18 protein-coding genes and 1 pseudogene are annotated in these 15,818 nt (G+C 72.9%); 10 read left to right on the top strand and 9 right to left on the bottom strand.

Annotated features, from left to right (window positions below; genetic code table 11):
• A pseudogene (locus ACFV0Q_RS24625) lies at nucleotides 1-246 on the top strand (dihydropyrimidinase); the annotation flags it as partial.
• Between the two features lie 37 nt (nucleotides 247-283).
• On the opposite strand, the gene ACFV0Q_RS24620 reads toward ACFV0Q_RS24625, so the two are convergent.
• The 8 genes from ACFV0Q_RS24620 to ACFV0Q_RS24585 all read right to left on the bottom strand — a co-directional run bounded on the left by ACFV0Q_RS24620 (nucleotide 284) and on the right by ACFV0Q_RS24585 (nucleotide 6,261).
• Entirely contained in the window at nucleotides 284-661 is a 378-nt protein-coding gene (locus ACFV0Q_RS24620) for a nuclear transport factor 2 family protein (protein ID WP_385008525.1), read from the bottom strand.
• The gene (locus ACFV0Q_RS24615; RefSeq protein ID WP_385008524.1) at nucleotides 658-1,224 is read right to left on the bottom strand and encodes an NADPH-dependent FMN reductase; all 567 of its coding nucleotides are present in this window, start codon (nucleotides 1,222-1,224) and stop codon (nucleotides 658-660) included. Before ACFV0Q_RS24615 ends, ACFV0Q_RS24620 begins: the two co-directional genes overlap by 4 nt.
• 86 nt (nucleotides 1,225-1,310) lie before the next feature.
• Complete coding sequence (locus tag ACFV0Q_RS24610; RefSeq protein WP_385008523.1) at nucleotides 1,311-1,778, bottom strand: ester cyclase; 468 nt, start codon at nucleotides 1,776-1,778, stop codon at nucleotides 1,311-1,313.
• A 136-nt stretch (nucleotides 1,779-1,914) separates the two neighbouring features.
• Nucleotides 1,915-2,568 (bottom strand): TetR/AcrR family transcriptional regulator, encoded by a 654-nt coding sequence (locus ACFV0Q_RS24605; protein WP_385008522.1) that lies wholly within the window; start codon nucleotides 2,566-2,568, stop codon nucleotides 1,915-1,917.
• Nucleotides 2,569-2,608: 40 nt separating this feature from the next.
• The gene (locus tag ACFV0Q_RS24600; protein WP_385008521.1) at nucleotides 2,609-3,208 is read right to left on the bottom strand and encodes an ATP/GTP-binding protein; all 600 of its coding nucleotides are present in this window, start codon (nucleotides 3,206-3,208) and stop codon (nucleotides 2,609-2,611) included.
• Nucleotides 3,195-3,560 carry a DUF742 domain-containing protein gene (locus ACFV0Q_RS24595; protein WP_385008520.1) on the bottom strand — a complete coding sequence of 122 codons (366 nt, stop codon included), beginning with the start codon at nucleotides 3,558-3,560 and terminating at the stop codon, nucleotides 3,195-3,197. Before ACFV0Q_RS24595 ends, ACFV0Q_RS24600 begins: the two co-directional genes overlap by 14 nt.
• Nucleotides 3,560-3,958, bottom strand: a complete 399-nt coding sequence (locus ACFV0Q_RS24590) for a roadblock/LC7 domain-containing protein (protein WP_385008519.1) — start codon at nucleotides 3,956-3,958, stop codon at nucleotides 3,560-3,562. The genes ACFV0Q_RS24595 and ACFV0Q_RS24590 overlap by 1 nt, the downstream gene beginning before the upstream one ends.
• A gap of 62 nt (nucleotides 3,959-4,020) precedes the next feature.
• Complete coding sequence (locus tag ACFV0Q_RS24585; RefSeq protein ID WP_385008518.1) at nucleotides 4,021-6,261, bottom strand: nitrate- and nitrite sensing domain-containing protein; 2,241 nt, start codon at nucleotides 6,259-6,261, stop codon at nucleotides 4,021-4,023.
• A gap of 328 nt (nucleotides 6,262-6,589) precedes the next feature.
• On the opposite strand from ACFV0Q_RS24585, the gene ACFV0Q_RS24580 reads away from it, so the two are divergent.
• From ACFV0Q_RS24580 to ACFV0Q_RS24570, 3 genes are all read left to right on the top strand, one after another.
• On the top strand, nucleotides 6,590-7,414 hold the full coding sequence (locus tag ACFV0Q_RS24580; RefSeq protein ID WP_385008517.1) for an inositol monophosphatase family protein: 825 nt from the start codon (nucleotides 6,590-6,592) through the stop codon (nucleotides 7,412-7,414).
• Between the two features lie 71 nt (nucleotides 7,415-7,485).
• Entirely contained in the window at nucleotides 7,486-8,904 is a 1,419-nt protein-coding gene (locus tag ACFV0Q_RS24575) for a phytoene desaturase family protein (protein ID WP_385008516.1), read from the top strand.
• Nucleotides 8,904-9,416: an O-acetyl-ADP-ribose deacetylase gene (locus ACFV0Q_RS24570; RefSeq protein ID WP_385008515.1), complete on the top strand. Its 513-nt coding sequence runs from the start codon at nucleotides 8,904-8,906 to the stop codon at nucleotides 9,414-9,416. Before ACFV0Q_RS24575 ends, ACFV0Q_RS24570 begins: the two co-directional genes overlap by 1 nt.
• A gap of 40 nt (nucleotides 9,417-9,456) precedes the next feature.
• Here the strand turns inward: ACFV0Q_RS24570 and ACFV0Q_RS24565 are convergent, their stop codons facing one another.
• Complete coding sequence (locus ACFV0Q_RS24565; protein WP_385008514.1) at nucleotides 9,457-9,945, bottom strand: Lrp/AsnC family transcriptional regulator; 489 nt, start codon at nucleotides 9,943-9,945, stop codon at nucleotides 9,457-9,459.
• A 159-nt stretch (nucleotides 9,946-10,104) separates the two neighbouring features.
• Between ACFV0Q_RS24565 and ACFV0Q_RS24560 the strand changes: the two genes are divergently transcribed.
• From ACFV0Q_RS24560 to ACFV0Q_RS24535, 6 genes are all read left to right on the top strand, one after another.
• On the top strand, nucleotides 10,105-11,136 hold the full coding sequence (locus ACFV0Q_RS24560) for a DMT family transporter (RefSeq protein ID WP_385008513.1): 1,032 nt from the start codon (nucleotides 10,105-10,107) through the stop codon (nucleotides 11,134-11,136).
• Nucleotides 11,129-12,316: an aromatic amino acid transaminase gene (locus ACFV0Q_RS24555; protein WP_385008512.1), complete on the top strand. Its 1,188-nt coding sequence runs from the start codon at nucleotides 11,129-11,131 to the stop codon at nucleotides 12,314-12,316. The genes ACFV0Q_RS24560 and ACFV0Q_RS24555 overlap by 8 nt, the downstream gene beginning before the upstream one ends.
• Before the next feature lie 130 nt (nucleotides 12,317-12,446).
• On the top strand, nucleotides 12,447-13,043 hold the full coding sequence (locus tag ACFV0Q_RS24550; RefSeq protein WP_385008511.1) for a hypothetical protein: 597 nt from the start codon (nucleotides 12,447-12,449) through the stop codon (nucleotides 13,041-13,043).
• Nucleotides 13,040-14,260 carry an MAB_1171c family putative transporter gene (locus tag ACFV0Q_RS24545; protein ID WP_385008510.1) on the top strand — a complete coding sequence of 407 codons (1,221 nt, stop codon included), beginning with the start codon at nucleotides 13,040-13,042 and terminating at the stop codon, nucleotides 14,258-14,260. The genes ACFV0Q_RS24550 and ACFV0Q_RS24545 overlap by 4 nt, the downstream gene beginning before the upstream one ends.
• Nucleotides 14,257-15,162, top strand: coding sequence for a DNA-binding protein (locus ACFV0Q_RS24540; RefSeq protein WP_385008509.1), 906 nt, complete (start codon nucleotides 14,257-14,259; stop codon nucleotides 15,160-15,162). Before ACFV0Q_RS24545 ends, ACFV0Q_RS24540 begins: the two co-directional genes overlap by 4 nt.
• A 93-nt stretch (nucleotides 15,163-15,255) precedes the next feature.
• On the top strand, nucleotides 15,256-15,732 hold the full coding sequence (locus ACFV0Q_RS24535; protein ID WP_385008508.1) for a DUF3574 domain-containing protein: 477 nt from the start codon (nucleotides 15,256-15,258) through the stop codon (nucleotides 15,730-15,732).
• The last annotated feature ends 86 nt before the right edge of the window (nucleotides 15,733-15,818 follow it).

Raw genomic sequence — 15,818 nt, 5'->3', positions numbered from 1 at the left:
CCGGTCTTCGGCGAGACCTGTCCGCAGTACCTGTTCCTGTCCACCGACAACCTCGAAGAGCCGGACTTCCAGGGCGCCAAGTACGTCTGCTCCACTCCGCTGCGGCCGCGCGAGCACCAGGCGGCGCTGTGGCGGGGTCTGCGGACCGACGACCTCCAGGTGGTCTCCACCGACCACTGCCCCTTCTGCTTCCGCGGCCGGAAGGAGCTCGGCCGCGGCGACTTCTCCAAGATCCCCAACGGGCTAACCGATGCCGCCCCCCCCGGCAACGCTGACCGCTCGATTACGAGGACGGCTGAGGGGTCTGCGTGACGATCGTGTAGAGCTCGATGATGACGCCGTCCCTGGTTCGGGCGATGTCGATGCCGTTGATCATCGGCGGTTGACCGTCGGCCGGGCCGTACTGGAAGCCGAGGTGGCCGATGTCGTCGAGTCCCGACGCGGCTCCCGCGGGTCGGAAGACCCAGTCCGGGTTCTCGGCGAGCACCTCCGCGGCGCGGCGCGCGAAGTCCGTGCGCCCACGGTTGATGCGGTCCGGTTCGTGCCACACCACGTCCTCGGCGTAGTTCTCGGTGATGACCGCGTTCCGGCGGTCCGGATCCGGTTCGTTGAAGACGTCGAGCAGGTTGACCCGCATCAGATCGGCGGGGGATCTGGTCATGGTGAGTCCGTCCGTAGCGGGGCGAGGGCCGAGGTCCAGGCGATGACCTGGTCGAGCATGGTGTCCAGCGCGTGGAGGTTGTGGTCGCCGGGTTCGAAGACGCTGAAGTTCGCGAAGTCGGTGTGCAGGGAGAGCGTGACCTGCTGGCGTACGTCGGCCATCTGGAGCTCGGCGGCGACCAGGCGCAGTTGTTCGGCGGACCGGGCGCCGCCCGCGGCGCCGTAGGAGACCAGGCCGAGGGCCTTGTTGTTCCATTCGGCGTACAGGTAGTCCAGGGCGTTCTTCAGTACGCCCGGGACGCCGTGGTTGTACTCGGGGGTGACGATGACGAATCCGTCGTACGCGGCGACGGTCTCGGCCCAGCGCCGGGTGTGCTCGTTCTGGTACTGGCCGAGGGAGGGCGGCATCGGCTCGTCGAGGTGGGGGAGGGGGTGGTCGCGCAGGTCGAGCAGCTCGAAGCCGGCGTCGGTCCGGCGCGAGGCGTGTTCGAGGACCCAGCGCGCCACCTGGTCCCCGACGCGGTTGGGCCGGGTGCTGCCGAGGATGATGCCGATGGTGGGCATGGTTGGCCTGCCTCTTCGTGGCGCCTTGCGTTCGTGGGACACGCGCCGCCCGGCAGCCTGTGGTGGGGGTGCCCGGAGTGGTCCGGTCAGCTCGCCGCGGCGGGCGACGCCGTGACGGCGGAGGTGAAGTCGGGCCGCACGCCGAGCTGGGCGAGCATGACGCTGAGGCCGACGTAGCAGTTGAACTCCTTGATCCTGCCGTTCTCGACGTACCAGAAGTCGGCTGTGGGGATGCTGAGCTCGGCGCCGGTCGGCCGGATGGTGCCGGCGGGTGTCTCGAACGGTCCGGTGAAGGTGCCCCGGATCGTGAGCTCGACGGCGACGACGTTGCCCATGACATGGAATCGGTGCAGGTCGCGGTGCACGTCGGGGGCGAGCGCCCCCATGAAGGCGACCTGATCGCCAAGGTGCTCCCCGCGGTAGCTCTCGCCGGCGACGACGTTGTTGAAGACGCCGTCCTCGGCGAACAGGTCAACGAAGCCCCGCACGTCCAGGACGCTGCCCTCGGCCGCCCGGTACGCCGCCCGGACCACGCTCTCCGCGTCGGTGTTCATGGTGCCCTCCCGTGGTGAGAGAATCCATTCAAACCCTTGATTGAAAGTGTGGGGAAGGGGCCGCCGTCTTGTCAAGCAAGCGATTGAATTCATCGTGACGCGGGGTCGCCGCGGCCCATCCGGCGGGATCAGGCGCTCACCGGGCTCCCCGAAACGCCCCGGCCACGACGGGGATGAGCATCCGCTCCACCCGCTCGGCGGGCTCGGCGCCCAGCTCGGCCCCGATGGGTGCCACCGCGAGCCAGTTCAGCATCCCGGCCGCAGCGCGGACACGGAAGACGAGCTCCCGCTCGTCGGCCTCGGGAAGGTTCGCCGCCAGTACCCGTACCGCCTGCCGTCGGGCCTGCTCGAACTTCCCGGCCAGCCTCTCCCACCCTTCGGGCGGGTCGATCCCCACCCGCGCCACGGTCCGGATCACGGCCAGATCCCGCCCGCCGGCCACGAGCGCGCTCACCATCGGCCGCGCGAAGGCCTCGGCCAGTTCGCTCAGCGTCGCGCTCTCCGCCAGGGCGTCGAGCTCCCGGATCTGGGCGTCCAGGTAGCGCTCCAGGGCGTGCTCGATCGCCACATCGCACAGTGCCTTCAGCGATCCGAAGTGGTAGCTCACCGCGGCGACGTTGGCTCCGGCGTTCTGGGTGATCTCGCGGAGGGTCACCCCTTCCTGTCCCCGTTGTGCGAGCAGCTCGAGAGCGGCCGACAGTAGATCGTCACGCGTTCGCTGACCGGCCTCGCGGCGAAGGTCTGTTTTCTCTGGCCTCACGATAGAAATCAAGCGACCGCTTGACTTCATTGTCAAGAGGGGTCCCGTGGGCTTCCTCGCCCGCGCGGCGTCAGCCGCGGGCCGCCGCCGGGGCGCCCGCCTTCGCTATGAGCAGGTCGAGCAGTGAGAGCAGGGCCGCCCGGACGTCCTCCCGGGAGCGGGCGTCGAGCATCAGGACCGGGGTGTTCGGGTCGCGCAGGTGGAGCGCCACCCCGATCTCCTCGGCGGTGTACGGCTGTTCGCCGTGGAAGCAGTTGGCGCCGACCACGAACGGCAGCCCGCGGCTCTCGAAGAAGTCGACGGCAGGGAAGCTGCGGTCGAGGCGCCGCGTGTCGACCAGCACGATCGCGCCCAGGGCCCCGTTCAGCAGGTCGTCCCACATGAACCAGAACCGTTCCTGGCCCGGCGTGCCGAACAGGTAGAGGACGACTCCGGCGTCGGTGAGGGTGATCCGGCCGAAGTCCATCGCCACGGTGGTGACGGCCTTGGACTCGATGCCGTCGAGGTCGTCGACGCCGACGCCCGCCGCCGTCAGCCGCTCCTCCGTACGCAGCGGCTCGATCTCGGAGACCGCCTCGACCAGGGTCGTCTTGCCGACTCCGAATCCCCCCGCGATGAGGATCTTGACGGGGGCAGGGGCCTGCGGGGCAGGGGTGTCATATCCGGGCAAGGTTGTCCCTGATTCTCATGAGCAGGTGGACGTTGGTGGTCTCGGCACCCTCCAGGGGCGGCCGGTGGTGGATCAGCCCGCGGTCCGCGAGTTCACCGAGGAGGATCGTCATCGGAGTGAGGCGGATGTGCATCCGCGCCGCGATCTCGGCGACCGCCAGACCCCCCGGCGCCGGGCACATGGCGAGGACGGCCTGCCACTCGGTGGGCAGGCCGCCGCGGGCGTCCTCCGCGACCGCCGCCGTGATGGTGGTGTCCATGGTGAGGACGGTGTGCGGAGCGGCTGTACGGCCGTCGGTCAGGGCGTACAGCCGCGTCCGGCGGCGGGGTGCGGGCTGGGGATCCTCCGGCATTACGACGTCGGCGCCTGGGTGCGCCCAGGGGTGCCCAGCCACTCGCCGAGCGCCTGGGCGGTCCGTACGGCCTCGCCGCCCAGCTCGCCGAGCCGCGCCTTGCGGGAGGTCACCACGATGAGGGTGCTGCCCTCCCCGCACCCGACGATGCAGAGGTACCGGTCGTCCATCTCGACCAGCTGGCGGATGACCTGGCCGCCGTCGATCTCCCTGGATATCGCCTTCATCGTGGCCGCGATGCCCGAGGCCGCGGCGGCCATGCGCTCCGCCTGGTCCCGGTCCAACAGGTAGGCGCTGAGCTTGATGCCGTCGTTGGACAGGAGCACCGCTCCCTGGACGCCCGCGATCCTGCTCAGGTTGTTGTCCAGGACGCTGTAGATCATGTCGTTGGATGTCACAGGGTTGGATGTCGCGGTGTTGGGGGTCACGGTGTTGGATGCCGCACTGTTGGATGTCGTCGTCATGGCTGATCCTGTCGGAGCTCTTCTTCCACTGCCTGGGTCCCCTGTTCGTAGTCCGCCCAGGCGTCGGCCACCTCTTCGGGCGTGGCCGTGTCCGGGCCGACCGGTGTTTCCGGTGCGCGGGGCGCGCGGAGTTGCTCGGTGATGTGGGTCTGCGGTACGCGCTCGGGGAGGGCCGGCCGGCCTCCGCCCTCGTCCCGCGCCGCGGGCCGGACGGGGGCCTGCCCGGGCGCCCGGCGGCTCGGCAGCCCGGAGGCCGTGTGCAGGACCAGCTCGGGCTTGCGTTCCTCGAGTACGCGCGGTGCGGGCGCGGGCGCGGGCTCGGCCGCGACGGCTGCCGCGGCCGGCACCGCCGTCGCGCGCGGTGCCTCCCGTACCGTCTTCACCAGCAGCTCCCCGGGGAGGATCACCACCGCCGACGTCCCTCCGTACACCGAGCGCCGCAGCGTGACCGTGGCCCGCAGCTGGTCGGCGAGGTGACCGACCACGAAGAGTCCCAGCCGGTGCGCGTTCTGCGCCAGGACGGAGTACGGCGGGGCCGAGTGCAGGCGCCCGTTCATCTCCTCGTAGCTCGCGGGGGTCACCCGGGGCCCGCGGTCCTCGATCTCGACCGACAGTCCGTCCGCGACCAGTTCGGCGCGGATGACCACCTTCGACCTCGGCGGGGAGAACCGGGTGGCGTTGTCCAGCAGCTCCGCCAGCAGGTGGCTGATCTGGCTGATCACGCGCGGTTCCACGCTCGCCTCGTCCAGGGCCTGGCGCTCGATGCGCCGGAAGTCCTCGACCTCCGCGGCGGCTTCGCGCAGCAGGTCGGCGACCCGCATGGGCTCGGTGTGCGGGTCGGGGACCTCGCCGCCGGACAGGATGAGCAGGTTCTCGATCTGCCGTCGCATGCCCACCGTCAACTGGTCGGACCGCATCAGCTGGGCGAGCAGCGCTTCGTCGTGCCCGAAGGTGTCCTGGAGGTCCTCGGTGAGCCCCAACTGGCGGCTGACCAGGTTTCCGGTCCGCGAGGCGATGCCCGCGGCGAACATGCCGAAGCCGTGGCGCTCGGCCGCGAGCTGCCGGTGCCCGTCGACGGAGACCGCGACGACCCGGGCGAAGGCGTCGCTGATGCGGCCCACCTCGTCCTGGTCCCCGCGCACCGTCGGCAGCGCCCCGGCGTCGACGGACTGCCCGCGCTGGAGCCGGGCCACGACGTCCGGCAGGGTCTCCTCGGCGACGGTCACCGTGCGCTCGTGCAGGGCCCGCAGGCGGCGCAGCACCGACCGCGTGGTGAGCACGACCACGGCGACGACGACCAGCAGCCCGCCGCCGCTCATCCCGATCAGCCAGGCGACCTCGGTCTGCAGCTCCGCGGCCTTGGCCTCGCCGCGCGTGAGCACCTCCCGCGCCCGGTCGACGTTGAGCGTGGCCATCTGCACCGAGAAGTTCTCGTGCGCGGACCGCCATCCGCCGATCTCGGCGGGCAGCCTGACGCCGGATTCGATGTCCTTGTGCCCGGATACGACCGCGTTCTCGATACGGATCTTCGTCTGCCAGTCCGGGGAGGCGACGATCCGCTCGTAGAACCGCCGGTCCCCCTCGGACAGATACGGCGCGATCCATGTCTCGTTCAGGTACCGGTGGGCTCCCATGGCACTGATGAACTGGTCGAAGCCGGCTGGGCTCAGTTCCCTGGACGGCCCGGCCAGGGCCAGGATCGCGTCCTCGCGCGCCACCATCTCGGTGGCCGAGAGCATGGGGACCACGGGCCGGCTCACCTGGGCGAGTTCGGCGTCCTGCGCATGGCTGAAGTCCTGTTGGTACGCCTGGATGATCGCGCCGATCGCCCCGGTGTAGTAGGGGAGCGTGCCATCGGCGCCGCCGACGCGGGCATCCGCGTTCTGGCGGTACGCGGCCAGGCCGTCGAGCCGTTGGTTCACGTCCCCGAAGGGCTCGGCCGAACCGCCCGCCAGCCGGCGGAACTCGGCCGCGGCCCGGTCCGTGGCCTCCCGCCGGTCCCGCAGCTCCTCCTCGGCCCCGGCCGTGCCCGCCCATCGCGCGGCGGTCGCCGCCCGCTCGGCCTGCAGGTCGACCATGAGCGTGTACAGCGGTGCGCCGAACCGCTCGGCGGCCGCGACGTCGGCCCGCAGGTTCTCCGACTGCGTCAGCAGCCGCTCTGCGGTCACCGCCACTTGGATGCCCATCGCCGTGGTGGGGGCCACTGCCAGCCAGATGAGCAGGGTGCGCAGGCGCACGGTACGCCGCCGACGGATCGTCGACTGCCCTCGTGGCCCTGCGGGTTCTATTCGCGACATCAGTCCTCGGCATCGGCGAGAGGGGGAGGGTGCCGATCATAACCAGCCACACCGGCGATGCGGATAGGTGTCTTCCGTGGGTGAAGCGTGCTAAGGCGGCGGGCGTGCCACCCCCTGGGAGGCCAGATCGAGACCCGACCGCGACATCACCGACACCCGGGTACCCCGGCCCCGCCCCGGTCGGGTTCACCGGGAGGTCATGTCGTGGTCCGGTGGGCGTCGGGGATTGTCGGTGGGGATTGTCGGCGGGGCGTGCTTTGCTGGAGGCATGATCGATGAATTTCTGGCCCGTGACCTTTCCGCTGTCGAAGAAGCCGTCCGCAAGGCGGCGGCGGTCGAGATCATGCCGAGATTCCGGCAGCTCGCCGCACACGAGGTGGATCAGAAGAGCGGTCCCCACGACCTGGTGACCATCGCCGACCGGCAGGCCGAGGAGCACCTCACGGCCGCCCTGACCCGGCTGCTGCCGGGCTCGGTCGTGGTCGGCGAGGAAGCCGTCCACGCCGACCCCGATGTCTACGCCGCGCTCCGCGGTGATGCCCCCGTCTGGATCGTCGACCCCGTCGACGGCACCCGCCAGTTCGTCAACGGCGACCCGGGCTTCTGCACCCTGGTGGCGCTGGCCCAGCGCGGGGAGATACTCGCCTCCTGGACCTTCGCCCCGGTGCTGGACGAGCTGGCCACCGCCGTGCGCGGGCAGGGCGCGTACGTCAACGGCGAGCGGATCCTGGCCGGTTCGCCGGAGCCCGGCGCCACGCTGCGCGTGGCGATGGCGCATCCGCTGTACACGTCCGAGGAGGACAAGCGGGCCCTGGCCCGGCTCGACGTGCCCGGCGTCGCCGCCCGGCCCTGCGGTTCGGCGGGCCTGGAGTACCTGAAGGTGGCCCGGGGCGAGATGGACGCCCTGGCCTTCACCTGGCCCTCGGCCTGGGACCACGCGGCCGGCCTGCTGCTGGTCGCCGAGGCGGGCGGCGCGCAGTCCACCGTGGACGGCGTCCCCTTCCGGGTGGACCGTGACAACGCCCTGCCCTTCTCCGTGGGCCGGGACGAGCCCACCATGCTGCGGATCCGCGAGCTGCTGCGCGGCGCGTAGCCGGGCAGCGCCCGCAGGGACGGGCGCAATACCCTGGAGGCAGTGGCCGCCGCCGGACGAAGGAGCTGTCAGTGTCGTCGATTCTCGACGCAGTCGTGGTGGGGGCGGGGCCCAACGGCCTGACGGCCGCGGTCGAACTGGCCCGGCGGGGCTGCTCCGTTGCCGTGTTCGAGGCCGCGGACGGCATCGGGGGCGGGGCCCGGACCGAGGAGCTCACCCTCCCCGGCTTCCGCCACGACCCCTGCTCGGCGGTGCACCCGCTGGGTGCCGGCTCCCCGGTCTTCGCCACCATGCCGCTGGGGCGCTACGGGCTGGAGTGGCTGCACGCCCCGCTGCCCATGGCGCACCCCTTCGACGACGGCACGGCCGCGGTCCTCGCCCGTTCGGTCGCCGAGACCGCGGCCTCCTTCGGGCCCCGCGACGCGGGCGCGTACCGCCGCCTCGTGCGGCCGTACCTCGGCAAGTGGGACACCCTCGCCCGGGACTTCATGTCCCTGCCCAACACCGCCCTGCCCCGGGACCCGCTCACCCTGGCCCGCTTCGGCCTGACCGGCCTGCCGCCGTCCACCTGGCTGCTGCGCCGCTTCCGCGACGACCGGGCGCGCGCCCTGTTCGCCGGGCTCGTGGCGCACGTCAACGCCCCGCTGAGCGGGATCGGCACCGGCGCCGTCGGCCTGGTCTTCGCGCTGGCCGCCCACGCGGGCGGCTGGCCGATGCCGCGCGGCGGCTCGCAGTCGATCTCCGACGCCCTCGCCGGGTACCTGGCGGACCTCGGCGGGACCGTGCACACCGGCTTCGAGGTCAAGCGCCTCGACGACCTGCCGCCCGCCCGCGCGTACGTCTTCGACACCTCCCCGACCGCGCTGGCCCGGATCGCCCGCCTCGGCCGCGCCTACGACGGCTACCGGTACGGCGCCTCCGTCTTCAAGCTCGACTACGCGCTGGACGGCCCGGTGCCCTGGACGGCCGAGGCCCCCCGCCGGGCCGGGACCGTACAGATCGGACCCGGCACCCGCGACATCGACGCCGCCCTCCAGCTGGCCTCGGGCGGCCGCGCCCCCCGCAACCCCTTCCTGATCACCGCCCAGCCCAGCCTGGCCGACCCCGGCCGGGCGCCGCGGGGCAAGCACGTGTTCTGGGCGTACGGGCACGTCCCGGCGGGCTGGGACGGCGACCTCACCGAGGCCGTCGAGCGGCAGCTGGAGCGCTTCGCCCCCGGCTTCCGCGACCTGGTGCTGGCCCGCGCGACGGCCGGCCCGCCGCAGCTCGCCGCCCGGAACCCGAACTACGTCGGCGGGGACATCGCCTGCGGCGCCGCCTCCGGCCTGCAGCTCCTGCTGCGCCCGAAGATCACCCTGTCCCCGTACACGACGGCCCACCCGGCCGTCTTCCTCTGCTCCTCGGCGACCCCGCCGGGCCCGGGCGTCCACGGCATGTCCGGCCACAACGCCGCCAAGGCGGTCTGGCGGCACCTGCGAAAGGCCTCGTGATGGTGCGCATCACCCTCGTCCGCGGCGACATCACCGCCGAGCGGGCGGACGCGATCGTCAACGCCGCGAACTCCTCCCTGCTCGGCGGCGGCGGGGTCGACGGGGCCATCCACCGGCGCGGCGGCCCGGAGATCCTCGCCGCCTGCGAGGACCTGCGGCGCTCCCACTACGGCAAGGGCCTGCCCACCGGCCGCGCGGTCGCCACCACGGCGGGCCGCCTGCCCGCCGGGCACGTCATCCACACGGTCGGCCCGGTCTGGTCGCGGGACGAGGACCGCTCGGAGCTCCTCGCCTCCTGCTACCGCGAGTCGCTGCGGGTCGCCGACGGGCTGGGAGCCCGTACGGTCGCCTTCCCCGCCATCTCCACCGGCATCTACGGCTGGCCCATGGACGACGGCGCCCGGATCGCCGTCGGGACGGTCCGGGCGGCGGCCACCGAGGTGGAGGAGGTCCGCTTCGTGCTCTTCGACGACATGGCGTACGCGGCCTTCGCGGCGGCGGCCGGGGCGTAAGGACCGCTGGACGCGGCCCGAACGCGGCCCGAACGCCGCCTCAGCGCCGCCGGGCGCCGCCGCCCGGGCTGGGGCGGGGGTAGGTGCGGGACTGCTTCACGCTGCCGTACGCGAAGCTCGACTCGATCGAGGCGATCCCCGGGATGGCGTGGATGCGGTGGCGCACGAGGGACTCGTACGCCTCCAGGTCCTCGATGACGACGCGCAGCAGGTAGTCGCTGCTGCCCGCCATCAGGTAGCAGTCCTGGATGTGCTCGATGACCGCGACGTGCTGCTCGAACAGCCCGACCGCCTCCGCCGTGTGCCGCTCCAGCCGGATCCGGACGAAGACGGTGACCGGCAGCCCGAAGGCGACCTGGTCGACCATCGCCGTGTAGCCGCGGATCAGGCCCGCCTCCTCCAGGCGCCGTACCCGCCGCAGGCAGGGGGAGGGGGAGAGGCGCACCCGGTCGGCGAGGTCCTGGTTGGACAGCCGGCCGTCGGCCTGCAACTCCCGGATGATCTGCAGATCGACCGCGTCCATGGCCATGTGGCGGCGCTCCTCGGCAGTTCTTCGGCGTTCCTTGGCAGATCCTGCCCCAAACGTATGTCCGAGCGGCAGAACTGGCAATCGGCTGCCCCGCCCCAGGCCCTAGCGTTGCGGGCAACGGACCAGACCGGTCCGGGTACCGGAGGCTGGAGCACTTCCTTGGTCGCGACGAACACCACCCGAGCGGCCCTGCCTCCCGACGCGGCGGGCCCGCGTGCCGGTGAACCCGGCCGGCGCGGGCTCTCCCCCCAGGCCCAGGGCATGGCGGCGCTGCTCGTCACGGTGGCCATCTGGGCCGCCTTCGCGCTCAGCGCCCGCGCCCTCGGCTCCTCCACCCTCAAGCCCGCCGACGCGGCCCTGCTGCGCTTCGGAGTGCCCCTGGTCGTCCTGCTGCCCGCGCTGTGGAAGCGCAGGCGGGCCATCGCCGCCGTGCGGCCGGGCGCCGCCGCCAAGATCGTCTGCGGTGCCGGGGTGCCCTTCTTCCTCGCCGCCATGCACGGCGGCGCCCTCACCTCGGCGGCCTTCGTCGGCTCGATCGTCCCCGGCATGGTCCCCCTCTTCGTCGCCGCGCTGATGACCGCCCGGGGCCGCGGGACGCCCCGCGGGACGCAGGCAGCCGGGCTCGGCCTGATCGCGCTCGGCGTGGCCGCCCTCGTCTGGCGCTACGTCGTCCCCGTCGACGCCGCCGTACTGGAGGGCGCCGGCACCCTGCTGGTGGCGAGCGGGCTGTGGGCCCTGTACACGGTGGGCCTGCGCGACGTCGGCCTCGACCCCGTCGGCTCGATCGGCCTGCTGTGCCTGCCCTCCTTCGCGGTGATCGGGCTGCTGGTGCTGACCGGGGTGCTCCCGACCGGCCTCGCCCACGCCGCCGGGACGGACATCGCCCTGTTCCTCGTGGTGCAGGGGCTCGGCGTCGGGCTGTGCGCCGGTCTGCTGTACGCGTTCGCCATCCGCCGGCTGGGCGCCGAGCGCAGCTCCGTCGTCGGCAGCCTCAGCCCCGTCGCCGTCGTCCTGCTCGCCGTCCCCGTGCTCGGCGAGTCCCCGACCGCCGCCGTGCTGATCGGCGTCCCCCTCATCACCTTCGGCGTCGTCCTCGCCAACCGCCGCGGGCCCGCCGCCGCGGTGGCCGCCGCCGGTCCCCGTCCCCGTTTCCGCCGCCGTCCCCGCCCCGAGGTCCCCGCAGATGCTTGAGCTCCTCCCCCCGCCGCCCACCGACCCGCTGTGGGACCTGACGTACGAGTTCGGTTCCGACGAGCGCGCCGAGCGGCTCAACCTGGTCCTCGGGGTCTACCGCGACCCCACCGGCCGCACCCCCGTCATGGCCGCCGTCCGGGAGGCCGAGATCCGCCTCGCCGAGCGTTCGGAGTCCAAGGAGTACCGGGGACTGTCCGGCAACGCCGCCTTCAACAGCGCCCTGCTCACCATGGTCCTGGGGCCCGGAGCAGGGGACGGCCGGGCCGCGGCCGTCCAGACCGTCGCCGGCTCCGGCGCGCTGCGCCTGCTGGCCGACCTGATCTGCCGGACCCGCCCGGGCACCACGGTGTGGATCAGCGACCCGGCGTACGTCAACCACCGGCCCATCCTGGAGGCCGCGGGGCTCCGGGTGCGCACCTACGGCTGGTGCGGTCCCGAGGGCGGCTTCGACTCCGCCGGGGTCCTGCGCGAGCTGGCCGCGGCGCGGCGCGACGACGTCGTCCTGCTCCAGGGCTGCTGCCACAACCCCACCGGCGCCGACCCCTCCGCCGAGGACTGGGAGGCGCTGGCCGAACTGGCCGTACGGGGCGGCTGGGTGCCGTTCGTCGACCTCGCCTACCACGGGCTCGGCGACGGGCTGGAGTCCGACCTCGGGGCCACCCGCCTGCTCGCCGCGCGCGTGCCGGAGATGTTCATCGCCGTGAGCTGCTCGAAGAATTTCGGCCTCTACAGCGACCGCACCGGCTGCGCCATCGTCCTCGGCGCGTCGGGCCGTTCGGTGCGGCACGCCGAGACGGCCCTGCAGAACGCCGCCCGCACGCTGTACTCGATGCCGCCCGAGCACGGCGCCGCCGTCGTGACCGCGATCCTGGAGGACGACGGCCTGCGGGCGGCCTGGCGGGCCGAACTGGACGTCATGCGGGGCCGCATCGAAGCCAACCGGGCGGACCTGACCGCCCGCCTGAGCGCCCTCGGCCACGACGCGCAGGCGCGCTCGCTCTCGCGCCAGCGCGGGATGTTCTCGATGCTTCCGCTCAGTTCGCAGGAAATGCTCCGGCTGCGCAGGGAGCACGCGATCTACGGAACCACCTCCGGCCGGATCAACATCGCGGGCATTCCCGCCGACCGGGTGCCCTGCCTCGCCCGCGGCATAGCGGCGGTCCTCGGTACGCGCTGAGCGTCCCGGGGCCCGGGACGCCGCGATCCGGGGGAATGGCCGGATAGAACGTACGTCGGACGGCGGCGAGTTGGGCGTGTGGCATCATGGCCGCGTTGTCCGACCGCTGGGTTCGCCGGAGGACTGAGGGATGAAGTTACCTGGCTCCGCGTTACCGGCGTCGGAGGACAGGCGGCTCAGGCGCCGCCTCAAGAAGGTCCGTCAGACCTGCGAAGCACTGCTCGAAGAGTGGGGCATGGAGCACGGCTGCGGAATCGACGAACTCCTGCGCCGTCTCAGCGAACGGCGCCAGCGCCCCATCCATTTGCTGTCGACGCCGTTCCCCGAACGCCACCTGTTCGGAATATGGCTGAAAATGGATGACTTCGACGTCATCGTGTTCGAGAAGGCGGCGACGCCCTCCCACAAAGAGCACATCATCGCCCACGAACTCGCGCACATAGCCTTCGACCACAACGGCTCCGTGCGGCTGGACCCGAGCGGTCCGGCGGATCCCGATCCGAGCCGGCTGCTCCCCGACGTCGAGCCCGAGGCCGTGCGCAGCATGCTCATGCGCTCCCGTTACAGCGACGACGAGGAGCAGGAGGCCGAGACGATGGCCTCCCTCATCCTCGCGCGCGCCGCGAAGCGCTGGACCGAACCGGCCTGGGGCGTCCCCGACGAGGCCGCCGAGATCGTCGCCCGCATCGAGAGCGGACTCGGCCGACCCGACCAGGGGACCGTGTGATCTACACGACCCTCGCGTGGGTCTGCGCCTTCGTGGGCCTCGCGGCCTTCGGCTACCGCCTTCCCGACCTGCTGCGCCGACGGCACGACATCGCCCTGTGGGCGCTGTGCACCTACTTCCTCTGCTCCGGGATCAGCTTCCTCGTCGACCTGGACCAGCTGCGGCTGCACATCTCCGCCTTCTTCGGGCTGCCGAACATCACCTCGCTCATCACCCAGGCGGCGGTGGTCGTGCTCACCGCCGCCCAGCAGGTCGTCCTCGTCTACTGGTCGGCGCCGCCCGCCGAGGCCCCGCGCATGGCGCGCCGCCGCGTCCTCGGCTTCGGCGCGGCCCTCGCCGTCCTGGTGGTCTCCTCCTTCTCCGTGGGCCCCGTGGCGCACTCCGAGACGGCCACCTCCACGATCCTGCTCAGCATCCAGCACCCCGCGTACGCCCTCTACATGTCCTTCTACCTGCTGATCTGCGCCGTGGGACAGTTCGAGACGGTGCGGCTGTCGCTGCGCTTCACCTCGATGGCCAACCGCCAGTGGCTCAAGGTCGGCATGCGCACGGTCACCCTCGGCGCCAGCCTGATCCTGGTCTACTGCGTCACCCGGGGCATCCAGATCGCCGGCACCCGGCTGCACTACGACGCGGGCGCCCTCGACCCCATCCAGTGGACGAGCGGCAGCGTCGGCGCCCTGCTCCAGATCGCCGGCTGGACCATCCCGTCCTGGGGCATCCACCTCACCCGCGCCCGCGGCTGGATCCGCAGCTACCGCTCCTACCTGCGGCTGCGGCCCCTGTGGTGGGCGCTGTACCAGGCGTCCCCCGACATCGCCCTGGACCCGCCGCGGTCCTGGCTGGGCGACCTGGTCCCGCCGCGCGACCCCCAGTACAGCCTCTACCGGCGCGTGATCGAGATCCGCGACGGCCAGCTGATCCTGCGCACCGCGCTCTCCATGGCGGAGTTCACCCGCGTCGCCCGCTCCCTGGACCTCCCCGAGGACCCCACCTCACCGCTCGGCGAGGCCCTCCAGGTACGCGCCGTCCTGAGCCGGCCCGCCGAGGAGCGGGCCGAGCGCGCCGAGCGGGCCGACGCCGAGTCCGACATCCCGGCGCGGCCGCCGTACGAGGACTTCCGCGACGAGGTGGAGTGGCTGACCCTGGTGGCGGACTCCTTCATCGCCCTCGGCCAGAGCAGCCCCGGGCCGGTCGGCGCCGGCCTGCTGTCGTGACGCCCGTGCCGCCCGTGCCGCCCGTCCCGCCCGCGGCGCTCCTCGCCGAGGTCGGGCACCTCGTGGCCCTCGACACCGAGCACGGGGCGAGCGCCGCCGTGCCCGCCGTACGGGAGGCCGTACGGCGGATCCCGGACCTGTCGGCCGAGCCGGCGGCCCTGCGCGGCCAGGACGCCGACCGGCTCGCGGCACTCGCCGAACTGTGCGAGGTCATCGGCTGGATCCTCTTCGACGCGGGCCGCTACCGCCCCGCCCACCGGATGAACGCCCGGGCCCTGGCCCTCGCGCGGCTCTGCGGCGACCGCTGGACGGCACGCCTGGTGCTGCTCAACCACAGCATGCTCAGCGCGCACACGGGCCGGCCGCGCGCCGCCCTGCGCAGCGCCGACCGGGTGGCCGGGCCGCGGCCGCTGCCCGCCCGGGTCGCCAGCCTGGTCCTGGTGCGGCGGGCGCACGCGACCGCCCTGCTCGGGGCGCGCCGGGAGCCCCTGGAGCTGATCGCCCGCGCCCGCAGCCGCTTCCTGGACGGCCTCTCGCGCCGCGACCCCCACTGGGCGTGGTGGATCGACGAGACCGAGCTGCTCGGCCACCACGGCTGGGTACAGGCCCGGCTGCGCCGCTGGGACCGGGCCATCCCGCTGCTGTACGAGGCCGCCACCGCGCCCGGACCCGCGTACCGGCACCTGTTCACCGCGGAGCTCCTCTCCGCCCTGGCCGGGGCCGGAGCGTGGCGGGAGGCCGAGGAGCTCATCGCCCGGGTGGCGCCCCGCGCGGCGGCCATCGGGTCCGTCCGCACGACCGAGACCCTCGGCCGGACGGCGGCGGGCCTGCGCCGGTGCGCGCAGGCCCCGGGCGGGGTCCGGGACGCGGCGGCCTTCCTGCTGGAATCGCTGCCCGCCTAGGCGCCCCCGCCGAGCGGGGGCCGTCCCCCGACCGGGCCCGACGGCCCGGACACGACCGCGCGACACCACCCACACGACAGACAGGACGATGACATGCGCCCCATCCGGATCTCGACGCCCGCGGCCGCCCTCCTGGCCGCCGCGGCCCTCCTCTTCGCCCTGGGCGGACCCGCGTCGGAGGCCGCCTTCGGCACCCGCACCGCTCCGGCGGCGAGCGAGCAGAACATCGCCGAGGAAGGCAGCCCGTACATCTCGACCCACCTCTACTTCGGCACCGGGCGGCACAACGGCAACCCGCCCATCACCGAAGAGGAGTTCATGAAGTTCGTGGCCGACGTGATCACCCCGCGCTTCCCCTCCGGACTCACCCTGGAGGAGGCCCGCGGGCAGTGGCGCGACAAGGACGGCGACATCAACCGCGAGAGATCGTACGAGCTGACCGTGATGTACCCGGTGCGCGAGTCCCGCGCCCGCAACGCCGACATCGAGTACATCCGGAACCTCTACTGCAAGACCTGGGAGCTGGAGTCGGTCGGCCGCGCCGACGTGCGCGCGCAGGTCGACTTCTGAGACCCCGGACCGGCGCCGGGGCGGGGCCCCCGCCCGCCCCCCCCCGCCGGCGACCCTCGGCCCCGCCCCCCGCCCCCGGCTAGGGT

It is taken from the genome of Streptomyces sp. NPDC059564 (assembly GCF_042735575.1).
GTDB lineage: Bacteria > Actinomycetota > Actinomycetes > Streptomycetales > Streptomycetaceae > Streptomyces.
Note: the sequence above shows the minus strand (reverse complement) of the source record. Positions and strands in the feature narration are given on the sequence as shown.

What these genes read in the sequence shown, in the direction of transcription:
- ACFV0Q_RS24570 (WP_385008515.1), top strand. Translation starts at nt 8,904, where the DNA reads ATGGTGCGCATCACCCTCGTCCGCGGCGACATCACCGCCGAGCGGGCG.
- ACFV0Q_RS24610 (WP_385008523.1), bottom strand. Translation starts at nt 1,778, where the DNA reads ATGAACACCGACGCGGAGAGCGTGGTCCGGGCGGCGTACCGGGCGGCC.
- ACFV0Q_RS24565 (WP_385008514.1), bottom strand. Translation starts at nt 9,945, where the DNA reads ATGGCCATGGACGCGGTCGATCTGCAGATCATCCGGGAGTTGCAGGCC.
- ACFV0Q_RS24550 (WP_385008511.1), top strand. Translation starts at nt 12,447, where the DNA reads ATGAAGTTACCTGGCTCCGCGTTACCGGCGTCGGAGGACAGGCGGCTC.
- ACFV0Q_RS24580 (WP_385008517.1), top strand. Translation starts at nt 6,590, where the DNA reads ATGATCGATGAATTTCTGGCCCGTGACCTTTCCGCTGTCGAAGAAGCC.
- ACFV0Q_RS24595 (WP_385008520.1), bottom strand. Translation starts at nt 3,560, where the DNA reads ATGCCGGAGGATCCCCAGCCCGCACCCCGCCGCCGGACGCGGCTGTAC.
- ACFV0Q_RS24620 (WP_385008525.1), bottom strand. Translation starts at nt 661, where the DNA reads ATGACCAGATCCCCCGCCGATCTGATGCGGGTCAACCTGCTCGACGTC.
- ACFV0Q_RS24615 (WP_385008524.1), bottom strand. Translation starts at nt 1,224, where the DNA reads ATGCCCACCATCGGCATCATCCTCGGCAGCACCCGGCCCAACCGCGTC.
- ACFV0Q_RS24535 (WP_385008508.1), top strand. Translation starts at nt 15,256, where the DNA reads ATGCGCCCCATCCGGATCTCGACGCCCGCGGCCGCCCTCCTGGCCGCC.
- ACFV0Q_RS24605 (WP_385008522.1), bottom strand. Translation starts at nt 2,568, where the DNA reads ATGAAGTCAAGCGGTCGCTTGATTTCTATCGTGAGGCCAGAGAAAACA.
- ACFV0Q_RS24555 (WP_385008512.1), top strand. Translation starts at nt 11,129, where the DNA reads ATGCTTGAGCTCCTCCCCCCGCCGCCCACCGACCCGCTGTGGGACCTG.